Source organism: Pseudomonas sp. NPDC096950 (genome assembly GCF_044762525.1).
GTDB lineage: Bacteria > Pseudomonadota > Gammaproteobacteria > Pseudomonadales > Pseudomonadaceae > Aquipseudomonas.
Genome location: NZ_JBIWEL010000003.1, coordinates 454,645 through 470,700, shown reverse-complemented (window position 1 = coordinate 470,700; position 16,056 = coordinate 454,645). Strand labels below are relative to the sequence as shown.

Here is a 16,056-nt window from a genome sequence, read left to right as displayed (position 1 = left end):
CAGCACCGTACCGGCGAACAACGAGACCATTTCCGGGTAACCGATACCGGCCGCCAGCGAGGAGTTCTTCGCCAGGTTCAGGTATTGGCTGGTCAACGGCGGGATGATCACGCGCAGGGCTTGCGGGATGATCACCTTGCGCAGGGTCGGACCGTTGCGCAGCCCGAGGGAACGCGCCGCTTCGGTCTGGCCGTGGCTGACCGACTTGATGCCCGAACGCACGATCTCGGCGATAAACGCCGCGGTGTACACGGTCAGGGCCAGGGTCAGCGCCAGCAGTTCCGGGATCAGTACCCAGCCACCGACGAAGTTGAAGCCTTGCAGCTTCGGCAGTTCCCAGTGCAGCGGAGCCCCGAAGACCAGCGCGCACAGTGCCGGGATCACCAGGAACAGCGCCAGGCCGACCCAGAACTTGTGGAACGGAACGCCGGTCGCTTCGAAGCGCTTGTTGGCCCAGCGCGCCATCAGCACGATGGCGACGATGGCCACCACGACGCTGACCACGAACGCCCAGAACCCGTCCGCCATTTGCGCGGCCGGCATGTTCAGGCCACGACTGCTGACGAAGAAAGTGTCGCCGAAGTTATGGCTGGCCCGCGGCCCCGGCATGGTCAGGAACACCGCGAAGTACCAGAACAGGATTTGCAGCAGCGGCGGAATGTTACGGAAGACTTCCACGTAAACCGTCGCCAGCTTGCTGATGATCCAGTTCGGCGACAGCCGTGCCACGCCGACGATAAAGCCGAGAATGGTGGCCAGGATCACGCCGATGAAGGTCACCAGCAGGGTGTTGAGCAGACCGATGAGAAACACCCGGGCATAGGAGTCGGCTTCCTTGTAAGCAACGAGATGTTGCGCAACCCCAAAACCAGCGCTGTTCTCAAGAAATGCGAAGCCTGAAGTGATCCCCCGATGCACAAGGTTGGTGTGCGTATTTTGGTAGAGCGTCCACCCCATCGTAACCACCGCAGCGACGATGAGAACCTGGAAGATAAAGGCGCGCACAACGGGGTCATTGAATGACGCCACACGCGTTGAGCCATTGTTCATTTGCATAGGTACACCGGCAAGACAGACATGAAAACGCCCGGCCCAAGGCCGGGCGTCAGAGACTCAGCGAACGGGGGCAGCGTACTGAATGCCACCTTTGCTCCACAGCGCGTTAAGCCCACGCTTGATCTTCAAATCACTGCCATCCCCCAGGTTTCGCTCGAACGACTCACCGTAATTGCCGACCTGTTTGACGATCTGGAAGACCCAGTCGTTTGGCAGGTTCAAATCTTTACCCAGGGTGCCTTCGCTCCCCAGCAGCCGAGCAACATCAGGATTGCTGGTGCTCTGCTTCTGTTCGCCCACATTTTTGGACGTGACACCTAATTCTTCAGCATTCAGCATTGCATTCAACGTCCAGCGCACCACCGCAAACCACTCCTCGTCACCTCGCCGTACGGCAGGCGTAAGGGGTTCCTTGGAAATCACCTCCGGCAGCACGACATAGTCATCTGGAGTGGCCAACTTCAGCCGCTGCCCATACAACTGCGATTGATCAGACGTGAGCACGTCGCAGCGCCCCGCGTCGAGCGCCTTGAAGCTTTCATCCGAAGTGTCGAAGGAGATGGGGGTAAATTTCAGTTTGTTAGCGCGGAAATAATCAGCAAGATTCAGTTCGGTCACCGTGCCGGCCTGAATACAGAACGTCGCGCCATCAAGTTCTTTGGCGCTCTTTACACCCAACTTTTTATTGACCAGAAAACCCTGGCCATCGTAGTAACTCACGCCTGTAAACAGGATCCCCATGGACCCGTCGCGTGATGACGTCCAGGTGGTACTTCGAGAGAGCAGATCCACTTCGCCAGATTGCAACGCCGTAAAGCGTTCTTTGGCCGTGAGCTGCGAATACTTGACCTTTTTAGCGTCGCCAAATACGGCGGCAGCGACCGCACGGCAAACGTCTACGTCAAAGCCAGCAAAGTCCCCTTTTGCATCGACAAATGAAAACCCCGCGAGCCCGTCACTGACGCCGCACTGTACAAAGCCTTTTTTCTTCACGTTATCCAACGTAACGCCGGCACTGGCATTGGCGCAGAGTAACGAAGCCAAAGTGAAGCCGAGAAGGCCGCCACAGACTTTGAACAGCTTGTTTTCTTTTTTCATTTTAGTGCTCCAGGAATGGCACGATTAAATCCAGGCCGCACGATGCCGACGCACCAGAAACGGACGGAATTTTGAACAGCGATGTGGAGGGCAGAAAACAAGAGGGACGCCGTCAGGGCACCCGATACGCGCAATAAGCGCTGATGGAAAGTGGCATCGTTGGCCCTCTTCTTATTTTGAAAAAAAAGCTCCGGTGTGACGGAGCAAACTCGCTTTCAACTACCGTAGCGTCTGCACCAGATCAGAAAAAGCGAATATTTTTTCAATATCACATAAGCACAACTAATGAATTAGTTGAGGGACGAGTCACGGGGACTGAGGGCGAAGGCAGGACGAATTTGATGGTCGATGTCACTGATTTGAGCGAATGACTTTCAGGCACTGCTCAACTGGCAAGTCATCAGCGAAAATCAGCCGCATGCGCACAGATGCTCTGGATAAACGCCTGGAGCGCCGGGCTCTTTTTCTCCCCCTTGCGGAACGCAACGGAGATCCGGCGGCGGATTTCCGGGACCAGTCGGCAAACCCGTGCATCTTTCAAGTCGAAGCTGGCCCTCAATTCAGGGAAAATCGCGATGGCGCAGCCTTCTCGAATCAAGGCGATCGTGACTTCGAACCCTTTGCAGCGGGCAATGATGTTTGGCGTGAAACCAGCCGTCTGGCAAGCATCCGTCAATACACGCGTATAAGTACTGGAGGCTGTATCGATCACCCAGCACTCGCCATTAAGGTCACCCAATGTCACCTCTTCCTTTAGCGCGAGACGATGGTTGGGCGACATCATCACGTTGAACACATCCTCAATCAGAGGAATGGTTTCGATGCCTGGATCGAGCAGGCCTGGCGGCACATTCAGATCATCGATGAGGGCAACATCCGTTTGCCAACTGCGCAAGGCGTTCAACCCCTCCTCCGGCTCCATCTCATCGAATTGCACCATCAGCCGAGGATACGTGGCGTTCAACGCGCGAATGGTCTTGGGTATCAGGGCTGCCGCCACCGAAGGGAAAGCTGCCACGCGAAGTTCACCTGCCACGACCTCCTTGAGTTCGGCCATATCCGCACGGGCCGATTCAAGCTCGGTAAAAATCCGGTTGGCGCGCTCAACCAGCATCATTCCAGCGATAGTCAGGTTGACGCCACGCCCACGCCTTTCGACCAGATCGATTCCGACCTCCTGCTCCAGCAGGGAAATCTGCTGCGACACCGCAGAGGGAGAGACATGAAGCGCCTCGGCCACCGCGGCCATGGTTTTGCGAATCGAGAGCTCCCTTAGCGCTCGCAATCGACCGATATCCATAAACTTTCACCCCCGCCTGCGCGATCAACCCGTTAGAAACTCTAATGTAATATTGAAATATTATTCGCTTTTTCTCATCTCGGCCACGGATTAGGGTACGCAAAAACCAAGACGGGAACCGCAGCAATGAGCAAATCCTATTTCCACGATCATCTTGCAGAACGCGATCCGCTGATCTTCAACGCACTTGAAGATGAAAAGAAACGCCAGCAGGGACAGATCGAACTGATCGCTTCCGAGAACTCTGTCAGCCTCGCATCGCTGGATGCGCTCGGGTCGGTCATTACCAACAAGACAGTCGAGGGCTACCCCGGTAAACGCTTCCATGGAGGCGCCGATTTTGCGGACATCGTGGAGCAGGCGGCGATTGACCGTGCGAAACAACTCTTCGGCTGCGAATTCGTCAACGTCCAGCCGCACTCAGGCACTCAGGCAAACCAGGCAGTTTTTTTTGCACTGCTTCAGCCCGGGGATGTGGTTCTGAGCCTGGACCTGGCGGCCGGCGGCCACCTCAGTCATGGCGCCAAGCCAAACCAGTCGGGTCGCTGGTTCAACATTGTCTCTTACGGGGTAAACCGGGAGACCGGTCGCATCGATTATGACAACGTCGAAAAGCTCGCCCTGGAGAACAACCCAAAGTTGATTATTTCTGGCGGCTCTTCGTATCCGCGTGAAATCGACTTTGCCCGTATGCGTGAAATCGCCGACAAGGTCGGCGCGACTTACCTGGTGGACATGGCGCACTTCGCCGGTCTGGTGGCCGCAGGCGTGCACCCCTCGCCTGTTCCCCACGCCGATATCGTCACCTGCACCACGACCAAGACACTGCGTGGCGCTCGCGGCGGTTTGATCCTGACCAACCGGGAAGATCTCTTCAAAAAGCTCCAGCCCGCCGTCTTCCCCGGCGTACAAGGCAGTGCCCACCTGGCCACGATTGTCGGTAAAGCCGTGTGCCTGGGCGAAGCATTAACTGATGAGTTCAAGGTCTATGGCGCCAACGTCAAAGCCAATGCCCAACTGCTCGCAGACGTGCTGCAAAAGCGTGGCGTGCGCATTGTCAGCGGCGGAACCGATACCCATGTCGTGCTGGTGGATGTCTCCTCCAAAGACCTTACGGGTCAAGAGTCGCAGGATGCGCTCTCTACGATCAACGTCACGTCGAACAAGAATCCAATCCCGTTCGACAGCGCGCGGCCTTCGGAATGGAAAGGACTTCGTCTTGGCTCCTCGGCCGGCACAACCCGTGGGTTCGGAGCCGTTGAGTTCGAGATCATCGGCACACTGATCGCCGATATTTTCGAGGCTCAGGTTGCCGACGAAGCCACGCGCGCCGCGGTTATCGAACGCAGCCGCGCGACAGTCGCCAAGCTGTGTGCCGCCTTCCCGATCTATGCCTGATGAGATGTCGGCGGATGAGAGCTTCCGCCGCGCCTCTTCGACTGCGCAGGAAAAATAAAAATGAGCGTTACTCTTCCAAATGACCCGGCGCGGGATGATGTCCTGGCAGGCCGTCCGGCACTCTGGCTGAACCCTGGCTTGAAACCTGATGGCATCTGCGATCCCACGCTGCCCATCCGTTCAACCGAGGTTGCCGAGGCCGAGGATAACTGGCGACTGCTTGCGCCTGTATTGAAGACCTGCTTCCCGGAGCTGGAAGCCACGAACGGGAAGATCCACTCACCACTGATCGAGGCGGAAGACCTGCGCGAGGCACTGGGTTATAGCGATCCCGAATATGGTCGCGTATTCGTGAAAGCGGACAATGACCTGCCTGTCGCGGGATCGATCAAGGCGCGCGGCGGTGTCTACGAAGTCTTCATGTACGCCAGGCAAATGGCCGAGGCAAACGGTCTTCTGTCGGCGGATGACGACATCAATCTGCTGACCGGCGATGCAGCGCGCAAGCTGTTTGCGCAGCACACCATTGCAGTCGGCAGCACAGGCAATCTCGGTCTTAGCGTTGGCATCGCGGCACGCGCACTGGGCTTTCGGGCGGTGGTGCATATGTCCTCGGATGCCAAGCAATGGAAGGTTGATCGTCTGACACGCCTCGGCGTTGAAGTGGTGCAACACAACGCCGACTACACCACGGCGGTGGAGCATGCACGTATTGATGCGGAAGCGGATTCGAGCCTCTATTTCGTGGATGACGAACGCTCGCAAATGCTGTTCTTCGGGTACAGCGCCGCCGCCAGCGAGTTGGCAACACAATTGACTGAGGCGGGTGTGACCGTGGATGACGATCATCCCCTGTTCATTTATCTGCCCTGCGGAATCGGTGGTGCACCTGGCGGCGTGGCGTACGGGTTGAAGGCCATCTTCGGCGATGCGGCGCATGCCTTCTTTGTCGAGCCTGTCCAATCACCTTGCGCGCTCGTGCACATGATGAGCGGCGCGAAGGATCTGTTGTCCGTCTACGACGTGGGCCTGACCAACCGCACAGAGGCCGATGGCATGGCCGTCGCACGCATGTCGGCGTTCGTGGCCGATGTCATGAAACCGCTGCTTTCAGGGGTATTCACCGTTGCCGACGATGATCTGTTCCGTTGGCTCTGGCACGCGCAGACCGCTCAGTCCATTCGCCTGGAACCCTCCGCCGCCGCAGGTTTTGCCGGGCCGGACTTCATCGTGAAGAGCCGTCAGGGGCGAATTTACCTGAATCGTCATGGCCTGGCCGACAAGCGCTCCCAAGCCACGCATGTGGTGTGGACGACTGGCGGTGCATTTGTGCCTCAGGAGCAGTTCATGCGGTTCATGGAACGTGGCGCTGCGCTGGTGAAGTCCGGCTGACCCACTCGCCCCACGGATAAGCCCTCCTGCCATTTCCAGATGTTGAGGTAAGTGCTTGATGAATAATTTATTTCAGGCCGAACGGATAGACGGTAAAGGCTTTGCAGCCAACCTGGTTGAACGGCTCGCCGACGAGGTCCGAACCCTCAAGACCAGGACCGGACTGACACCCGGGCTGGCGGTTGTTTTGATTGGGGAAGATCCGGCCAGCGGCGTCTACGTCGGTGCTAAACATCGCCAGACCCAAGTGGTGGGCATGCATTCCTTTGTCCACAAACTGCCGGCTGAAACCGGCCAGGCTGAATTGATGGCGCTGTTGGCCCGGCTCAATGCGGACCCGGATGTCAACGGCATTCTTGTGCAACTGCCGTTACCGGCGCACCTCGATACCCATGCGGTCATCAACGCCATTGATCCGGACAAGGATGTGGATGGGTTCCACATTCTTAACGCCGGACGCCTCGCCACGGGCCAGGACGCACTGGTGCCTTGCACCCCCTTGGGTTGCCTGATGATGCTCAAGGATCGGCTGGGTGATCTCGCCGGTCTGAATGCCGTCGTGGTTGGCAAATCCAATATCGTCGGCAAGCCGATGACACAGCTGCTCATGGGCGAAAACTGCACGGTCACCGTCGCACACTCCAAAACCCGCAACGTCGCAGAGCTGTGCCGCACGGCAGACATTCTGGTCGTGGCGGTTGGCCGGCCAGAGCTGGTCAAGGGTGACTGGATCAAGCCCGGCGCGGTAGTTATCGATGTCGGCATCAACCGCGTCATGCGCGATGGCATGTCCCGCATCGTTGGCGATGTGGCGTATTCCGAAGCCGGCCACGCTGCGGCGATCACCCCCGTTCCGGGCGGCGTCGGCCCTATGACCATTGCATGCCTGCTGGCCAACACCCTCACCGCGTTTCGCCGTCAGCACAACCTTCAAACCAACCCTGCAATCGCTGGATAAGGGCAACTTTCATGACCACCAAAAAGAACAACTATGTACTTCGCGTCGCCTGTCCATCCATTCGCGGTGTGACGGCTGAAATCACCGCTTATCTGTCCGGCAGGGGCTGCAACATTCGCGACAGCGCGCAGTTTGATGACGAGAGCACCGGGCACTACTTCATGCGCATCACCTTCCGCTCGGAGGACGGTCTCTCGCTGGAAGATCTGCGCCAGGGGTTTCAGCCCCTGGTCGAGAAATATCAGATGGAGCATGAGTTCTTCGACGAGCGCGCCAAACGCAAAGTCGTCCTGATGGTGTCCCGATTTGGTCACTGTCTCAACGATCTGCTCTATCGATGGGGGGTCGGTGCGCTGCCGATTGATATCGTGGCGGTCATATCCAATCACCACGATTTCCAGAAAGTGGTGGAAAGCCACAATATCCCCTACCACTGCATCAAGGTCACCAAGGAGAACAAAGCCGAAGCCGAGGCTGAGCAAATGCGCATCGTGCGCGAGACAGGCGCAGAACTGATTGTGCTTGCTCGCTACATGCAGATTCTCTCTGATGAAATGTGCAAGCAGATGTCGGGACGCATCATCAACATCCACCATTCTTTCCTGCCGTCATTCAAGGGAGGAAGCCCCTACAAGCAGGCTTTCGAACGAGGCGTGAAGTTGATTGGCGCCACCTCGCACTACGTGACGGCGGATCTGGACGAAGGCCCCATCATCGAACAAGACATCGTGCGAATTACCCACGCGCAAAGTGCCGATGACTACGTTTCCCTGGGGCGTGATGTGGAAAGCCAGGTGCTGTCACGCGCTATCCACGCGCATGTCCATGGCCGTGTGTTTCTTAACGAAAGTAAAACCATCATCTTTCCAGCGTCGCCCGACTCCTACACTTGCGAGGCGGTCGGGTAGGAAACATTGCGGACTTACAAGGCTCTCATCCACCACTAATGAAAAGCCCAGCACGGAGGCTGGGCTCAATTCACTTTCTGTTTGCCATCATTTTATCGGCGAGCGTTTTGGCCCTTTCGATCAACAGATTCTGACGGTCCTCGTGAGTGGCCACTCCCACGACCGGTGCCGTAAGGTTGCTCTCGGCAATCAATGCAGCGCAAAAATACCGGTCCCAGACTCTTTGCTCTGATGCTTGCTTGTTCACTTGGTCGGCGTCCATGTGCGGCTCCTCTTGATGAAGTGCATTGCCATTTTACGCCCGATCCGCAAACAGCCCGCGTTACGGGTCCTAGCCAGGGATATTCAGGAAAGCGTTCCAGCGTTCATAGGCATCGTGCTGTCTCTTGGTGGCCGCGTCCCATTCCGGCCCGGAAACGCATTTGGATGTCACCAACGTCATCATTCCCATCGTGGCGGCATCCAGCTCTATAAGAAGCGCCTGCGATTGGGTCCTGAAGTCTTCAAATGATGTCATTAACTTGCCTCGGCGCGGAGTTCACCGCCATCGAGGGACCATTGCCCCTCGATTAATGGAGTCCGGCGAGCACCGATAATTCAAGGCTTCGGACAGTCGGTGCGCCTGATCAGATGCTCCCGGAAAACCATTCGTCGCCAATAAATTCCTGCAGCGGCAAGCGACTGAATCTTGGCTTGAGGTTTGCAGATGCGGTCGTAGCGGCCCCGGAACGACGTAATTCTGACGCGGCAGCATTCAATCAATACCTTGGTCAGTCCCCGGAGAAGTAACGTGTCAACTCTTTATGAAATCGCAATGAACCACGCGAGAATGGCTAAGGCAAAGGAAGAAGAGTCGACCGGGCTGAGCGAGCGACACCTTCATATCGTGGGCAGTTTCGAAGTACAGTCCGTTGAGACGCAACAGCACATTCCGGTGCACCTCATCGCTGGCGCAGCAGACAATCACCTCGGCCAGGCCTGCGCCTGAGCTCGTTGCACCGCACATGAAAAGAGGCATCGCTTGATGCCTCTTGCTTCATTCCGGCGATGTTGCCTGGACAGCCTTCAAATAGTTGTAGACCGTGGCCCGGGAGATCTCGAAGTACTCGCCGAAATAGTCGACGAAATTGCGCACATCCAATAAGCCGTGGGCCCGGGCTTCGATCAGCGCCAACATGATCTCGGCACGCCCGAAGTCACTGCGCCGCACGCACTTCTCTGCCGAAATGGCCTCGACGATTTCATTGAGTTTTTCCCGCCAGTCCGCACTGAACAATGCTTCCGGCCGCGGCTGGGTCTTCACGCCGGCGGCGAAACCACTGAGTAGTTTCTGCACTTGCGCCAGCGCCGTCATGTCGAAATTCAGGCACAGCAGCGCAACGATCTCGCCCTTGTCGGAACGCGCCGCTATCGTAATCGAGCGCAGCATCCGGCCATTGGTGCCGACCTTTTCATAAGGGCCGATAACATCAAGGCCCTTGTCCAATTCCGGCAGGTCGGTAATCAACGAAGGGTCGCCGACCTTGCGCTTGGAAAAGCCATTGGCGATGTGCGTGATCAAACCGCTGCGGATGTCGTGGACCACTGCTTCCAGATCGGGGAACAACAACGCAGCGATGCCGTCTGCCGTTGCTTTCATGAAGGCGATATCGACCATAAGGGCACTAAAAAACCTGGAAATGGACGGGAATTGTACGGGCTCACCTTAACCTTGGACAGACCGGCCCAACGGCGCGGACTGGATCAACTCGATGGCCAGGGTGGCGATGGCGATATCCTGGGCCGCCAGCCCGGTGAGATCGGCGACGGTCACATCGTCATCGCTGATCCGCCCCGCTGCACGGCCGGCCAGCACCTGCCCCAATGAAACCTCGGCCTTGGCGGTGTCCAGCCCTGCGGCAATGGCATGGGCCAGTTCGCCGCGCTGGGCACACTGCTGACGGTCATCGGACATGATCACCCGGGCCAGGCCCAGGATTCGCGGATCAAGTTCCTGCTTGCCGAGGCTGTCAGCGCCCATGGCAACGATATGGGTGCCTGGTTTCACCGCCGAAACAGGAACAATCGCCCGGGTCGATGGCGTGCAGGTAATCACCACGTTGCAGTGTTCGAACACCTCGTCCACGCTTGCCGCCGCCCGTGCGCTGAAACCCTGATGACCAAGACTCTGGGCCAAGCGACTTGCCTTGACCGGATCACGCCCCCAGATCACCACCTGATCGGTGCCGAGGAATTCCGCAGCCCAGCGCGCCTGATGTTCGGCTTGATGCCCGGTGCCGAGAATCCCCAGGGCCGTCACTGTCGAAGGCGCACCGGCCTTCGCCGCGAGAGCCCCGGCGGCTGCGGTACGCCAACTGGTGAGCCAGCCTTCGTCATTCAGCACGGCGATGATCTTGCCGGTCTGGGCGTCGAAGACCAGCATCAGACCGTTATTGGTTTCCAGCCCCCGCGTCGGATTCTCATAGAACCCCATCGCAATCTTGACCACAAACACCGCGCCACCGCGGAAGTAGCCGCAGCGGATATGGCAGTCGCCAGGAGGCTCCTGGAACAGCAATTCGCTCGAGGGCGCCGCGACGACTTCACCTTGGGAATGCCGCACGATGGCGTCGCGCACCACGTCGAGCATGTCCTTGCGCCGCAATACCGTGCGCACATCGCTCAGGCTGTAGATCGGAAACGTTGCCGAGGTCATGGGTCATTGCCCCCGCAGGTAGTCGCGGAACACCTGCAGGCCTTCCTCGATATGCGCCCGCCCGCAGCCAATGCGGAAGCGATCCGTCGGCGTCGGCCCCAGCTCGGACTTGTAGATACTCGACGGCAGCAACAGCACCCCGGTGCGCTCGACCAGATCGGTGGTGAAACGCTCGACCCCTTCGGCCCCCAGATAACGCGGATAGGCGATGCAGCCGCCATCGGGGCGATACCACTCGAAACGCTCTTCGAACTCTTTGAAAAACTCGTCCAGCAAGCCGAGGTTGCGCCTCATCAGCGTATGAATGCGCGCCAGGATTTGCTCACGGGCCTTTAATGCGATGCGCGACAGCACTTCGCTTGGCCCCGCATTGCAGATCGACAGGTAATGCTTCATGCGCTCCATGCGTAACAACAGGTCGCGATCCTGGCAGGCAATCCAGCCGACGCGCAGGCCCGGCAGCCCATAAGGCTTGGACATCACCGCCAGCGACAGGCCACGCTCGTAGACATCTGCCACGGCCGGCAATTGCTCAGCGCCGACGCCCAGCAAACGATAGGCCTCGTCGCTGAACAGGTAGATACCGTGCTGGCGGCACAACTTCACCAATGCGTCGAAACGCTCGCGTTCGAGGATTTTGCCCGTCGGGTTATGGGGGAAATTGATGGAGATCAGTTTGGTATTGGGCCGAATCGCCGCCGCGACCTCATCGATGTCCAGCGTCCAGTTGCGCGCCGGATCAAGGGCGACACCGCTCACTTCGCAGATGCTCAGCGGCACCGTCTCGGAAGATTGGTAGTTGGGCGTGATGACAATCGCGTGGTCGCCCTTGTCGAGGATTGCGTGCATCGCCACGTACAGCCCCTCCTCCGCACCGGCGAAACACAGCAGGTCGGCAGGCGACTGGCGTTCGTACGTCGAGGCAATCACCTCCAGCAACTCCGGCGAACCGAACGTCTGGGTGTAGCCCAGGGACAACGATTCAAAAGCCTCCCGATCCGCGTTGTCCGCCAGTGCCAACAGGTTCTGGATGGACAGGCTTTGCGCATCGGAGGCCGTCATGTGGTAACGCGCGGAAAACTCCCACTTGGAGAAGTAGGTTTCCAGGCGGAAATCCGGAAGTGTGGCCATGCTGGTTTCCTCAGGTCGATGATCGGTGGGCCGATGACAACGACTTGAGACTACTCGCCATTAGAAATTATGTCTAATTTATTCTTAATGTCTAAATCAGACGTCGATTAACGCGAGCTCCGAACTGATGGTGTCGATCAAGACCCGGACGCGTCGCGGCAACTCACTCGCCGGTGGATACACAATCTGTAGCGCCGTTTGCCCGGCCGAAAAATCAGTCAGCACTTCCACCAGCCTGCCGGTGGCGAGGTCGGCCTGCACATCCCAAATGGATTTGTTGCAGAGGCCGTGGCCGTCCAGGCACCACTGCCGGACCAATCCACCGTTGTTCGCCACCCGGCGGCCCCGGACCGCCACGCGATAGGCCTCGTTCGCCACCCGGAACGTCCAGACCCGATCGATGTTGCTGCCAAAGCGCATGACGATGCAGTCATGCCGGGCAAGGTCGTCCGGGTGGCGTGGCGTGCCATGGCGCTCAAGGTATTCAGGCGCGGCGCAAATGACGCGGCGGTTCTCGCCAATCGGCTTCGCGCGCAACGTGCTGTCGGCCAGGGTCCCGTAACGCACGGCGAAGTCGATGCCCTGGCTGACCAGGTCGACGAAACCATCGGTGAGATTGAGATCGATCGTCACCGACGGATGCTCGGCCAGGAAGCGGTCAAGGATCGGCACGATCCGCGATTGCCCGAGATCGACCGGGGCGCTGAGACGAATCAGCCCGGAGATCTTTTGCGTGCCCAGGCGAATACGGGTTTCCAGTTCATCGGCCTCGGCCAGCAAACGGCGAGCACCGTCGGCGAGCAGGCGACCTTCATCGGTCAGGCTGATCGACCGGGTGGTGCGGGTCAGCAGGCTCGCGCCGTAATAACTTTCCAGCACCGCAAGGCGCTCGGAGACCGACGCCGGCGACAACCCCAGTTCGCGGCCGGCGGCAGACAGGCCGCCCTTCTCGACGATCATCAAAAACAGCGCAAGGTTATCCAGCGTCATCTTTCGCTATCTCCGAAAAGTAATGTCAAACCCTGGACCGCTTAAGCAGCGGTTCCGCCGCGCCGCGCTTGACCCACGCCAAGCCTGACACCCGCCCGAAGTGCATGACGCAGCTTGAGGGCTGGCCGTTCGACGAAGTAATACGAAATCCCGCTCAACACGAACGAGAGCAGCAACACCGCCGTGATCATCCGCGTGTCGTAGGCCACGGGCCAGAAGGCCCGCAGTCCATACATCACCACGAAATGGTTGAGGAACACACCGTAGCTGATGTTCCCCAGCAACTCATCCATCCGGTGGTACTTCAACTTGCTCAACAGGAAGACGGCCGGGACGCCAAGGGCGATGCCAGCGGTGACCTCCGCGTTGAAGGGCCGCCGGGGAATGAGTCCCGTGACGATCGCCAGGAACATCAGCGCAGCAACAATCGCGGTGCCGACAACGATCATCCCTGCCCTGGCCCGCATCCGGTACAGGTAGCTGCCGCAGAGGAAGATGAACAGCACGCCGGGCAGCAGCCGGTAGCCGTAGACATCAGTGTTGATGTAACCGAGCGCGGCGACCATGAACACCACCACGGACAACCCATAGGCGAGGCCCCGAACCTTGTAGACGATCAGGAACGGGATCAGCAGGTAGAAACACATTTCAAGCCCCAGCGACCACGCCGCTGGCAGGATCTCGGGCACGGTGATGCCGAACATGTAAAAGCCCATCGGCACGATCGGCAGGCTGGTGACGATGTTGTTGACGGTCAACGCCGCCGCTTGGGGCGTGCCGGGCAACAGGAAATAAATCACGGCGCAGGAGCTGACGAAGTAGAGCAGGAACTGCGGATAAAGCCGCAACACCCGATCCACGTAAAACAGGTGAAATTGCGCAGGAGCGTTGTAGTTCCTCTCGATCAGCGAGGTCATCACAAAGCCACTGATGATCAGGAACGACACCACCGCAATGACGCCGGGATTGAACCCCGCCAGCGTCACGCCCATATGAGAAATCGCCACCAGCATTGCCAGCAGCAGCCGATAAGCCCCCACGCGCATCATCCTTAAACGTCTTGTTTATTTTGCGCGGTAAGGTACGTGGCTTTTCGCTTCGGGAACAGCCTTATTCCTATAGCCCAGACAACTCATGCGTGAGGCTCGCCAATGGCTTCTGACGAGTGGGTAGCAACATCATTGCAGCGTGGGAGAGACATCAATGACTCCATCACCGCTGGTACTCACCCGATAGGTTCTGGTGGAATTGCGCACGACGGAAGCATCTCGCTCGATGCGCGCAGCGCCCATCCCGCACATTCCCGATCCGGAGTAACCCGCACCGATGATCAGCGCACCGGGCGGCAGGTAAAAAGAAACCTTTTGCCCTGGGTCCAGCAACGCAGCCTTTTGTCCGTTGATGTAAATGCCCATCGAGCAAAGGCTACCCGTGTGGCCGCTATCCCGCACAACCTGCAAGATCGCGTATTCGCCCTGTGGCTTATGTTGGAATTCGATCCGTTGAGACGGGGGCGCTTCAGTTGCCAGTCTCGACGGAATCGGATCGGTTGAGCATCCGGCCAGCACTAGCGCTGAAACAACGATCGGTAATACTTTCATGACGCTCTCGACTCCTTGTTCATCATGTCCGTTTCTCAGCGAGTGAAAACCCCTCGGCCACCTGCATCAAGGTTTGATAGCGAGCCCGCCACGGACCGGCTCGCCTGAGTACTGTGTGTCGAGAACCTGGTTACTGGAGATTTTGAATGGGAGCAGCCGAAACCTGGGCTTCAGGAACTTTAGGCAGGTTACCCGTGGCATCTTCCGGAAGCGTGTACATGGCACCGGTCAAAGGGTCGACAATCAGCATACCGATCAGACCGCCGAACAACAGGTTGCCCCAATACCATCCACTGACCGAAGATTTCAACGGCACAGTCGTCTGCGCATACCCTTCTTTCTGGAAGGTCACGGTATAACTTTCGCTTTTGAAGTAACCCCGACCTGTTTCCAGAATCGCCGCGCCAGGCGTCATGCCCTTACTGACCACCCCACCCTTGCTGTCCCTGATCACGTAGTTAGCCTTGGTTGGCGTACTGTACAAGTGAACCTTGGGCTTACTGTCGCTAACAATGCTCGCGCATCCCGAGACTGCAATCACCAAACCCATCGCCATCCCGGCACACACTTTCCGAAAACCCATCACACCCACTCCATATCGCCGTCATTGGCCTGGCCGATATTCGGCCGGAGCGGAGTGTATCTGAATGATGGCTATTCGACACTTTGGATGACGGGGCGAGTCTGGCGTGATTTCAATCCGGGGTGTCAATTACTCAAACGTTGTTGGGGTCACGTCGAGTACAGCGCCCACAGGAATCCGGCGCCTGACTGTCTCGCCAGCGTTCAACGTGACTTCACGTTCAACCAGCGTTCCATTCATGGAGACGGCAATAATGTGATGGCCAGCCTTCAATCCAAATTTCGCGACATCCCCCATTCGCATTTCCGCAGCTAACTCGCCATCAATCAGAAAATCAACGGTGTGACCACCCTTGTACCAACCCCGGTCCCGGGTCACCACAAGCTGCGCTTCGCCCTTTTCCCGGTAGGCATATTGATAATTCGGGTCAATCGGATCGGCGTTTTTTGCCGACACCGGGGTCCCGGAACAGCCTGTCAGAATCCCGCCAGCCAACATCAGGCTGACTAAGGTCCCCAACAGATTTGTGTGCTTATGAAACATTGCCTGCTCCCTGCTTGCTTCTGGATTGACGGCACGACTCTACCACTATGAACAACGTGGGCAGTCGACTGGCAATGAGCCCTTTCCTCAACTAACGTTTCTACCTCATCGAACAGCCCCGGCTTCATTGCGGGCGCCTAATCAAGGAGAGATAGATGACACCCGTTCGTATCGCCGAGCAAACCTATCGCACCTGGTCCAGCCCGATCCTGCTTGAACTCAAAGAGCGCGAAGATCAACTGGACCCGGTGGCCCGCCAGGCATTGCAGAATGTGCTGGTAGAACGCAGGCTGGTGGACTCCGGCAACCCCGCCGGCCCGGAACGGCGCAATGCCGGTCCGGTCAAGCGCGACAAATTCTGGTAACCGCCGCTCATATCCGATTCGCTGCCAGGGAGGTTTCC

General features: G+C 58.1%; 19 protein-coding genes. 6 read left to right on the top strand and 13 right to left on the bottom strand.

The genetic code is table 11. The features are described from left to right. The 3 genes from ACIQY3_RS09310 to ACIQY3_RS09300 all read right to left on the bottom strand — a co-directional run. Positions 1–1,056, bottom strand: a 1,056-nt coding sequence (locus ACIQY3_RS09310; protein ID WP_403018753.1) for an amino acid ABC transporter permease, incomplete at its 3' end; no start/stop codon positions are given. A 57-nt stretch (positions 1,057–1,113) separates the two neighbouring features. Continuing rightward, positions 1,114–2,154 (bottom strand): amino acid ABC transporter substrate-binding protein, encoded by a 1,041-nt coding sequence (locus ACIQY3_RS09305; protein WP_403018752.1) that lies wholly within the window; start codon positions 2,152–2,154, stop codon positions 1,114–1,116. Between the two features lie 400 nt (positions 2,155–2,554). Then, positions 2,555–3,454 (bottom strand): LysR family transcriptional regulator, encoded by a 900-nt coding sequence (locus ACIQY3_RS09300; RefSeq protein WP_403018750.1) that lies wholly within the window; start codon positions 3,452–3,454, stop codon positions 2,555–2,557. Positions 3,455–3,580: 126 nt separating this feature from the next. Here ACIQY3_RS09300 and glyA point away from each other — a divergent pair, with 126 nt between their 5' ends. From glyA to purU, 4 genes are read left to right on the top strand one after another with little or no spacing between them, the layout of a single operon-like run. After that, entirely contained in the window at positions 3,581–4,852 is a 1,272-nt protein-coding gene (glyA, locus tag ACIQY3_RS09295) for a serine hydroxymethyltransferase (RefSeq protein WP_403018749.1), read from the top strand. Between the two features lie 60 nt (positions 4,853–4,912). Beyond that, a complete protein-coding gene (locus ACIQY3_RS09290) occupies positions 4,913–6,244 on the top strand; it encodes a D-serine ammonia-lyase (RefSeq protein ID WP_403018745.1) in 1,332 nt (443 codons plus the stop codon). Between the two features lie 58 nt (positions 6,245–6,302). Continuing rightward, positions 6,303–7,202, top strand: coding sequence for a bifunctional methylenetetrahydrofolate dehydrogenase/methenyltetrahydrofolate cyclohydrolase FolD (gene folD / locus ACIQY3_RS09285; protein ID WP_403018743.1), 900 nt, complete (start codon positions 6,303–6,305; stop codon positions 7,200–7,202). 11 nt (positions 7,203–7,213) lie between these two features. Then, entirely contained in the window at positions 7,214–8,110 is an 897-nt protein-coding gene (purU, locus tag ACIQY3_RS09280; RefSeq protein WP_403018741.1) for a formyltetrahydrofolate deformylase, read from the top strand. Between the two features lie 70 nt (positions 8,111–8,180). Here the strand turns inward: purU and ACIQY3_RS09275 are convergent, their stop codons facing one another. Both ACIQY3_RS09275 and ACIQY3_RS09270 read right to left on the bottom strand, forming a co-directional pair. Continuing rightward, the gene (locus tag ACIQY3_RS09275) at positions 8,181–8,372 is read right to left on the bottom strand and encodes a hypothetical protein (RefSeq protein ID WP_403018739.1); all 192 of its coding nucleotides are present in this window, start codon (positions 8,370–8,372) and stop codon (positions 8,181–8,183) included. 69 nt (positions 8,373–8,441) lie between these two features. Continuing rightward, positions 8,442–8,627, bottom strand: a complete 186-nt coding sequence (locus tag ACIQY3_RS09270; RefSeq protein ID WP_403018736.1) for a hypothetical protein — start codon at positions 8,625–8,627, stop codon at positions 8,442–8,444. Positions 8,628–8,900: 273 nt separating this feature from the next. Here ACIQY3_RS09270 and ACIQY3_RS09265 point away from each other — a divergent pair, with 273 nt between their 5' ends. Next, on the top strand, positions 8,901–9,098 hold the full coding sequence (locus ACIQY3_RS09265) for a hypothetical protein (RefSeq protein WP_403018735.1): 198 nt from the start codon (positions 8,901–8,903) through the stop codon (positions 9,096–9,098). Between the two features lie 48 nt (positions 9,099–9,146). Here the strand turns inward: ACIQY3_RS09265 and ACIQY3_RS09260 are convergent, their stop codons facing one another. The 8 genes from ACIQY3_RS09260 to ACIQY3_RS09225 form a co-directional block, all read right to left on the bottom strand. Then, positions 9,147–9,749: a transcriptional regulator gene (locus ACIQY3_RS09260; RefSeq protein ID WP_403018733.1), complete on the bottom strand. Its 603-nt coding sequence runs from the start codon at positions 9,747–9,749 to the stop codon at positions 9,147–9,149. Positions 9,750–9,815: 66 nt separating this feature from the next. Beyond that, positions 9,816–10,805: an ornithine cyclodeaminase gene (locus tag ACIQY3_RS09255; RefSeq protein ID WP_403018731.1), complete on the bottom strand. Its 990-nt coding sequence runs from the start codon at positions 10,803–10,805 to the stop codon at positions 9,816–9,818. Positions 10,806–10,808: 3 nt separating this feature from the next. Continuing rightward, the gene (locus ACIQY3_RS09250; RefSeq protein ID WP_403018729.1) at positions 10,809–11,936 is read right to left on the bottom strand and encodes an aminotransferase class I/II-fold pyridoxal phosphate-dependent enzyme; all 1,128 of its coding nucleotides are present in this window, start codon (positions 11,934–11,936) and stop codon (positions 10,809–10,811) included. Positions 11,937–12,032: 96 nt separating this feature from the next. Then, positions 12,033–12,926, bottom strand: coding sequence for a LysR family transcriptional regulator (locus ACIQY3_RS09245; protein ID WP_403018727.1), 894 nt, complete (start codon positions 12,924–12,926; stop codon positions 12,033–12,035). A gap of 41 nt (positions 12,927–12,967) precedes the next feature. Continuing rightward, positions 12,968–13,966: an acyltransferase family protein gene (locus tag ACIQY3_RS09240; RefSeq protein ID WP_403018726.1), complete on the bottom strand. Its 999-nt coding sequence runs from the start codon at positions 13,964–13,966 to the stop codon at positions 12,968–12,970. 138 nt (positions 13,967–14,104) lie between these two features. After that, the gene (locus ACIQY3_RS09235) at positions 14,105–14,527 is read right to left on the bottom strand and encodes a hypothetical protein (RefSeq protein ID WP_163914577.1); all 423 of its coding nucleotides are present in this window, start codon (positions 14,525–14,527) and stop codon (positions 14,105–14,107) included. 130 nt (positions 14,528–14,657) lie between these two features. Then, positions 14,658–15,110: a hypothetical protein gene (locus ACIQY3_RS09230; protein ID WP_403018723.1), complete on the bottom strand. Its 453-nt coding sequence runs from the start codon at positions 15,108–15,110 to the stop codon at positions 14,658–14,660. 129 nt (positions 15,111–15,239) lie between these two features. After that, positions 15,240–15,653: a hypothetical protein gene (locus ACIQY3_RS09225; protein WP_403018721.1), complete on the bottom strand. Its 414-nt coding sequence runs from the start codon at positions 15,651–15,653 to the stop codon at positions 15,240–15,242. 155 nt (positions 15,654–15,808) lie between these two features. On the opposite strand from ACIQY3_RS09225, the gene ACIQY3_RS09220 reads away from it, so the two are divergent. After that, entirely contained in the window at positions 15,809–16,018 is a 210-nt protein-coding gene (locus ACIQY3_RS09220) for a hypothetical protein (protein ID WP_403018720.1), read from the top strand. Positions 16,019–16,056 lie beyond the last annotated feature (38 nt).

What these genes read in the sequence shown, in the direction of transcription:
- ACIQY3_RS09305 (WP_403018752.1), bottom strand. Translation starts at nt 2,154, where the DNA reads ATGAAAAAAGAAAACAAGCTGTTCAAAGTCTGTGGCGGCCTTCTCGGC.
- ACIQY3_RS09300 (WP_403018750.1), bottom strand. Translation starts at nt 3,454, where the DNA reads ATGGATATCGGTCGATTGCGAGCGCTAAGGGAGCTCTCGATTCGCAAA.
- glyA (WP_403018749.1), top strand. Translation starts at nt 3,581, where the DNA reads ATGAGCAAATCCTATTTCCACGATCATCTTGCAGAACGCGATCCGCTG.
- ACIQY3_RS09290 (WP_403018745.1), top strand. Translation starts at nt 4,913, where the DNA reads ATGAGCGTTACTCTTCCAAATGACCCGGCGCGGGATGATGTCCTGGCA.
- folD (WP_403018743.1), top strand. Translation starts at nt 6,303, where the DNA reads ATGAATAATTTATTTCAGGCCGAACGGATAGACGGTAAAGGCTTTGCA.
- purU (WP_403018741.1), top strand. Translation starts at nt 7,214, where the DNA reads ATGACCACCAAAAAGAACAACTATGTACTTCGCGTCGCCTGTCCATCC.
- ACIQY3_RS09275 (WP_403018739.1), bottom strand. Translation starts at nt 8,372, where the DNA reads ATGGACGCCGACCAAGTGAACAAGCAAGCATCAGAGCAAAGAGTCTGG.
- ACIQY3_RS09270 (WP_403018736.1), bottom strand. Translation starts at nt 8,627, where the DNA reads ATGACATCATTTGAAGACTTCAGGACCCAATCGCAGGCGCTTCTTATA.
- ACIQY3_RS09260 (WP_403018733.1), bottom strand. Translation starts at nt 9,749, where the DNA reads ATGAAAGCAACGGCAGACGGCATCGCTGCGTTGTTGTTCCCCGATCTG.
- ACIQY3_RS09255 (WP_403018731.1), bottom strand. Translation starts at nt 10,805, where the DNA reads ATGACCTCGGCAACGTTTCCGATCTACAGCCTGAGCGATGTGCGCACG.
- ACIQY3_RS09250 (WP_403018729.1), bottom strand. Translation starts at nt 11,936, where the DNA reads ATGGCCACACTTCCGGATTTCCGCCTGGAAACCTACTTCTCCAAGTGG.
- ACIQY3_RS09245 (WP_403018727.1), bottom strand. Translation starts at nt 12,926, where the DNA reads ATGACGCTGGATAACCTTGCGCTGTTTTTGATGATCGTCGAGAAGGGC.
- ACIQY3_RS09235 (WP_163914577.1), bottom strand. Translation starts at nt 14,527, where the DNA reads ATGAAAGTATTACCGATCGTTGTTTCAGCGCTAGTGCTGGCCGGATGC.
- ACIQY3_RS09230 (WP_403018723.1), bottom strand. Translation starts at nt 15,110, where the DNA reads ATGGGTTTTCGGAAAGTGTGTGCCGGGATGGCGATGGGTTTGGTGATT.
- ACIQY3_RS09225 (WP_403018721.1), bottom strand. Translation starts at nt 15,653, where the DNA reads ATGTTTCATAAGCACACAAATCTGTTGGGGACCTTAGTCAGCCTGATG.
- ACIQY3_RS09220 (WP_403018720.1), top strand. Translation starts at nt 15,809, where the DNA reads ATGACACCCGTTCGTATCGCCGAGCAAACCTATCGCACCTGGTCCAGC.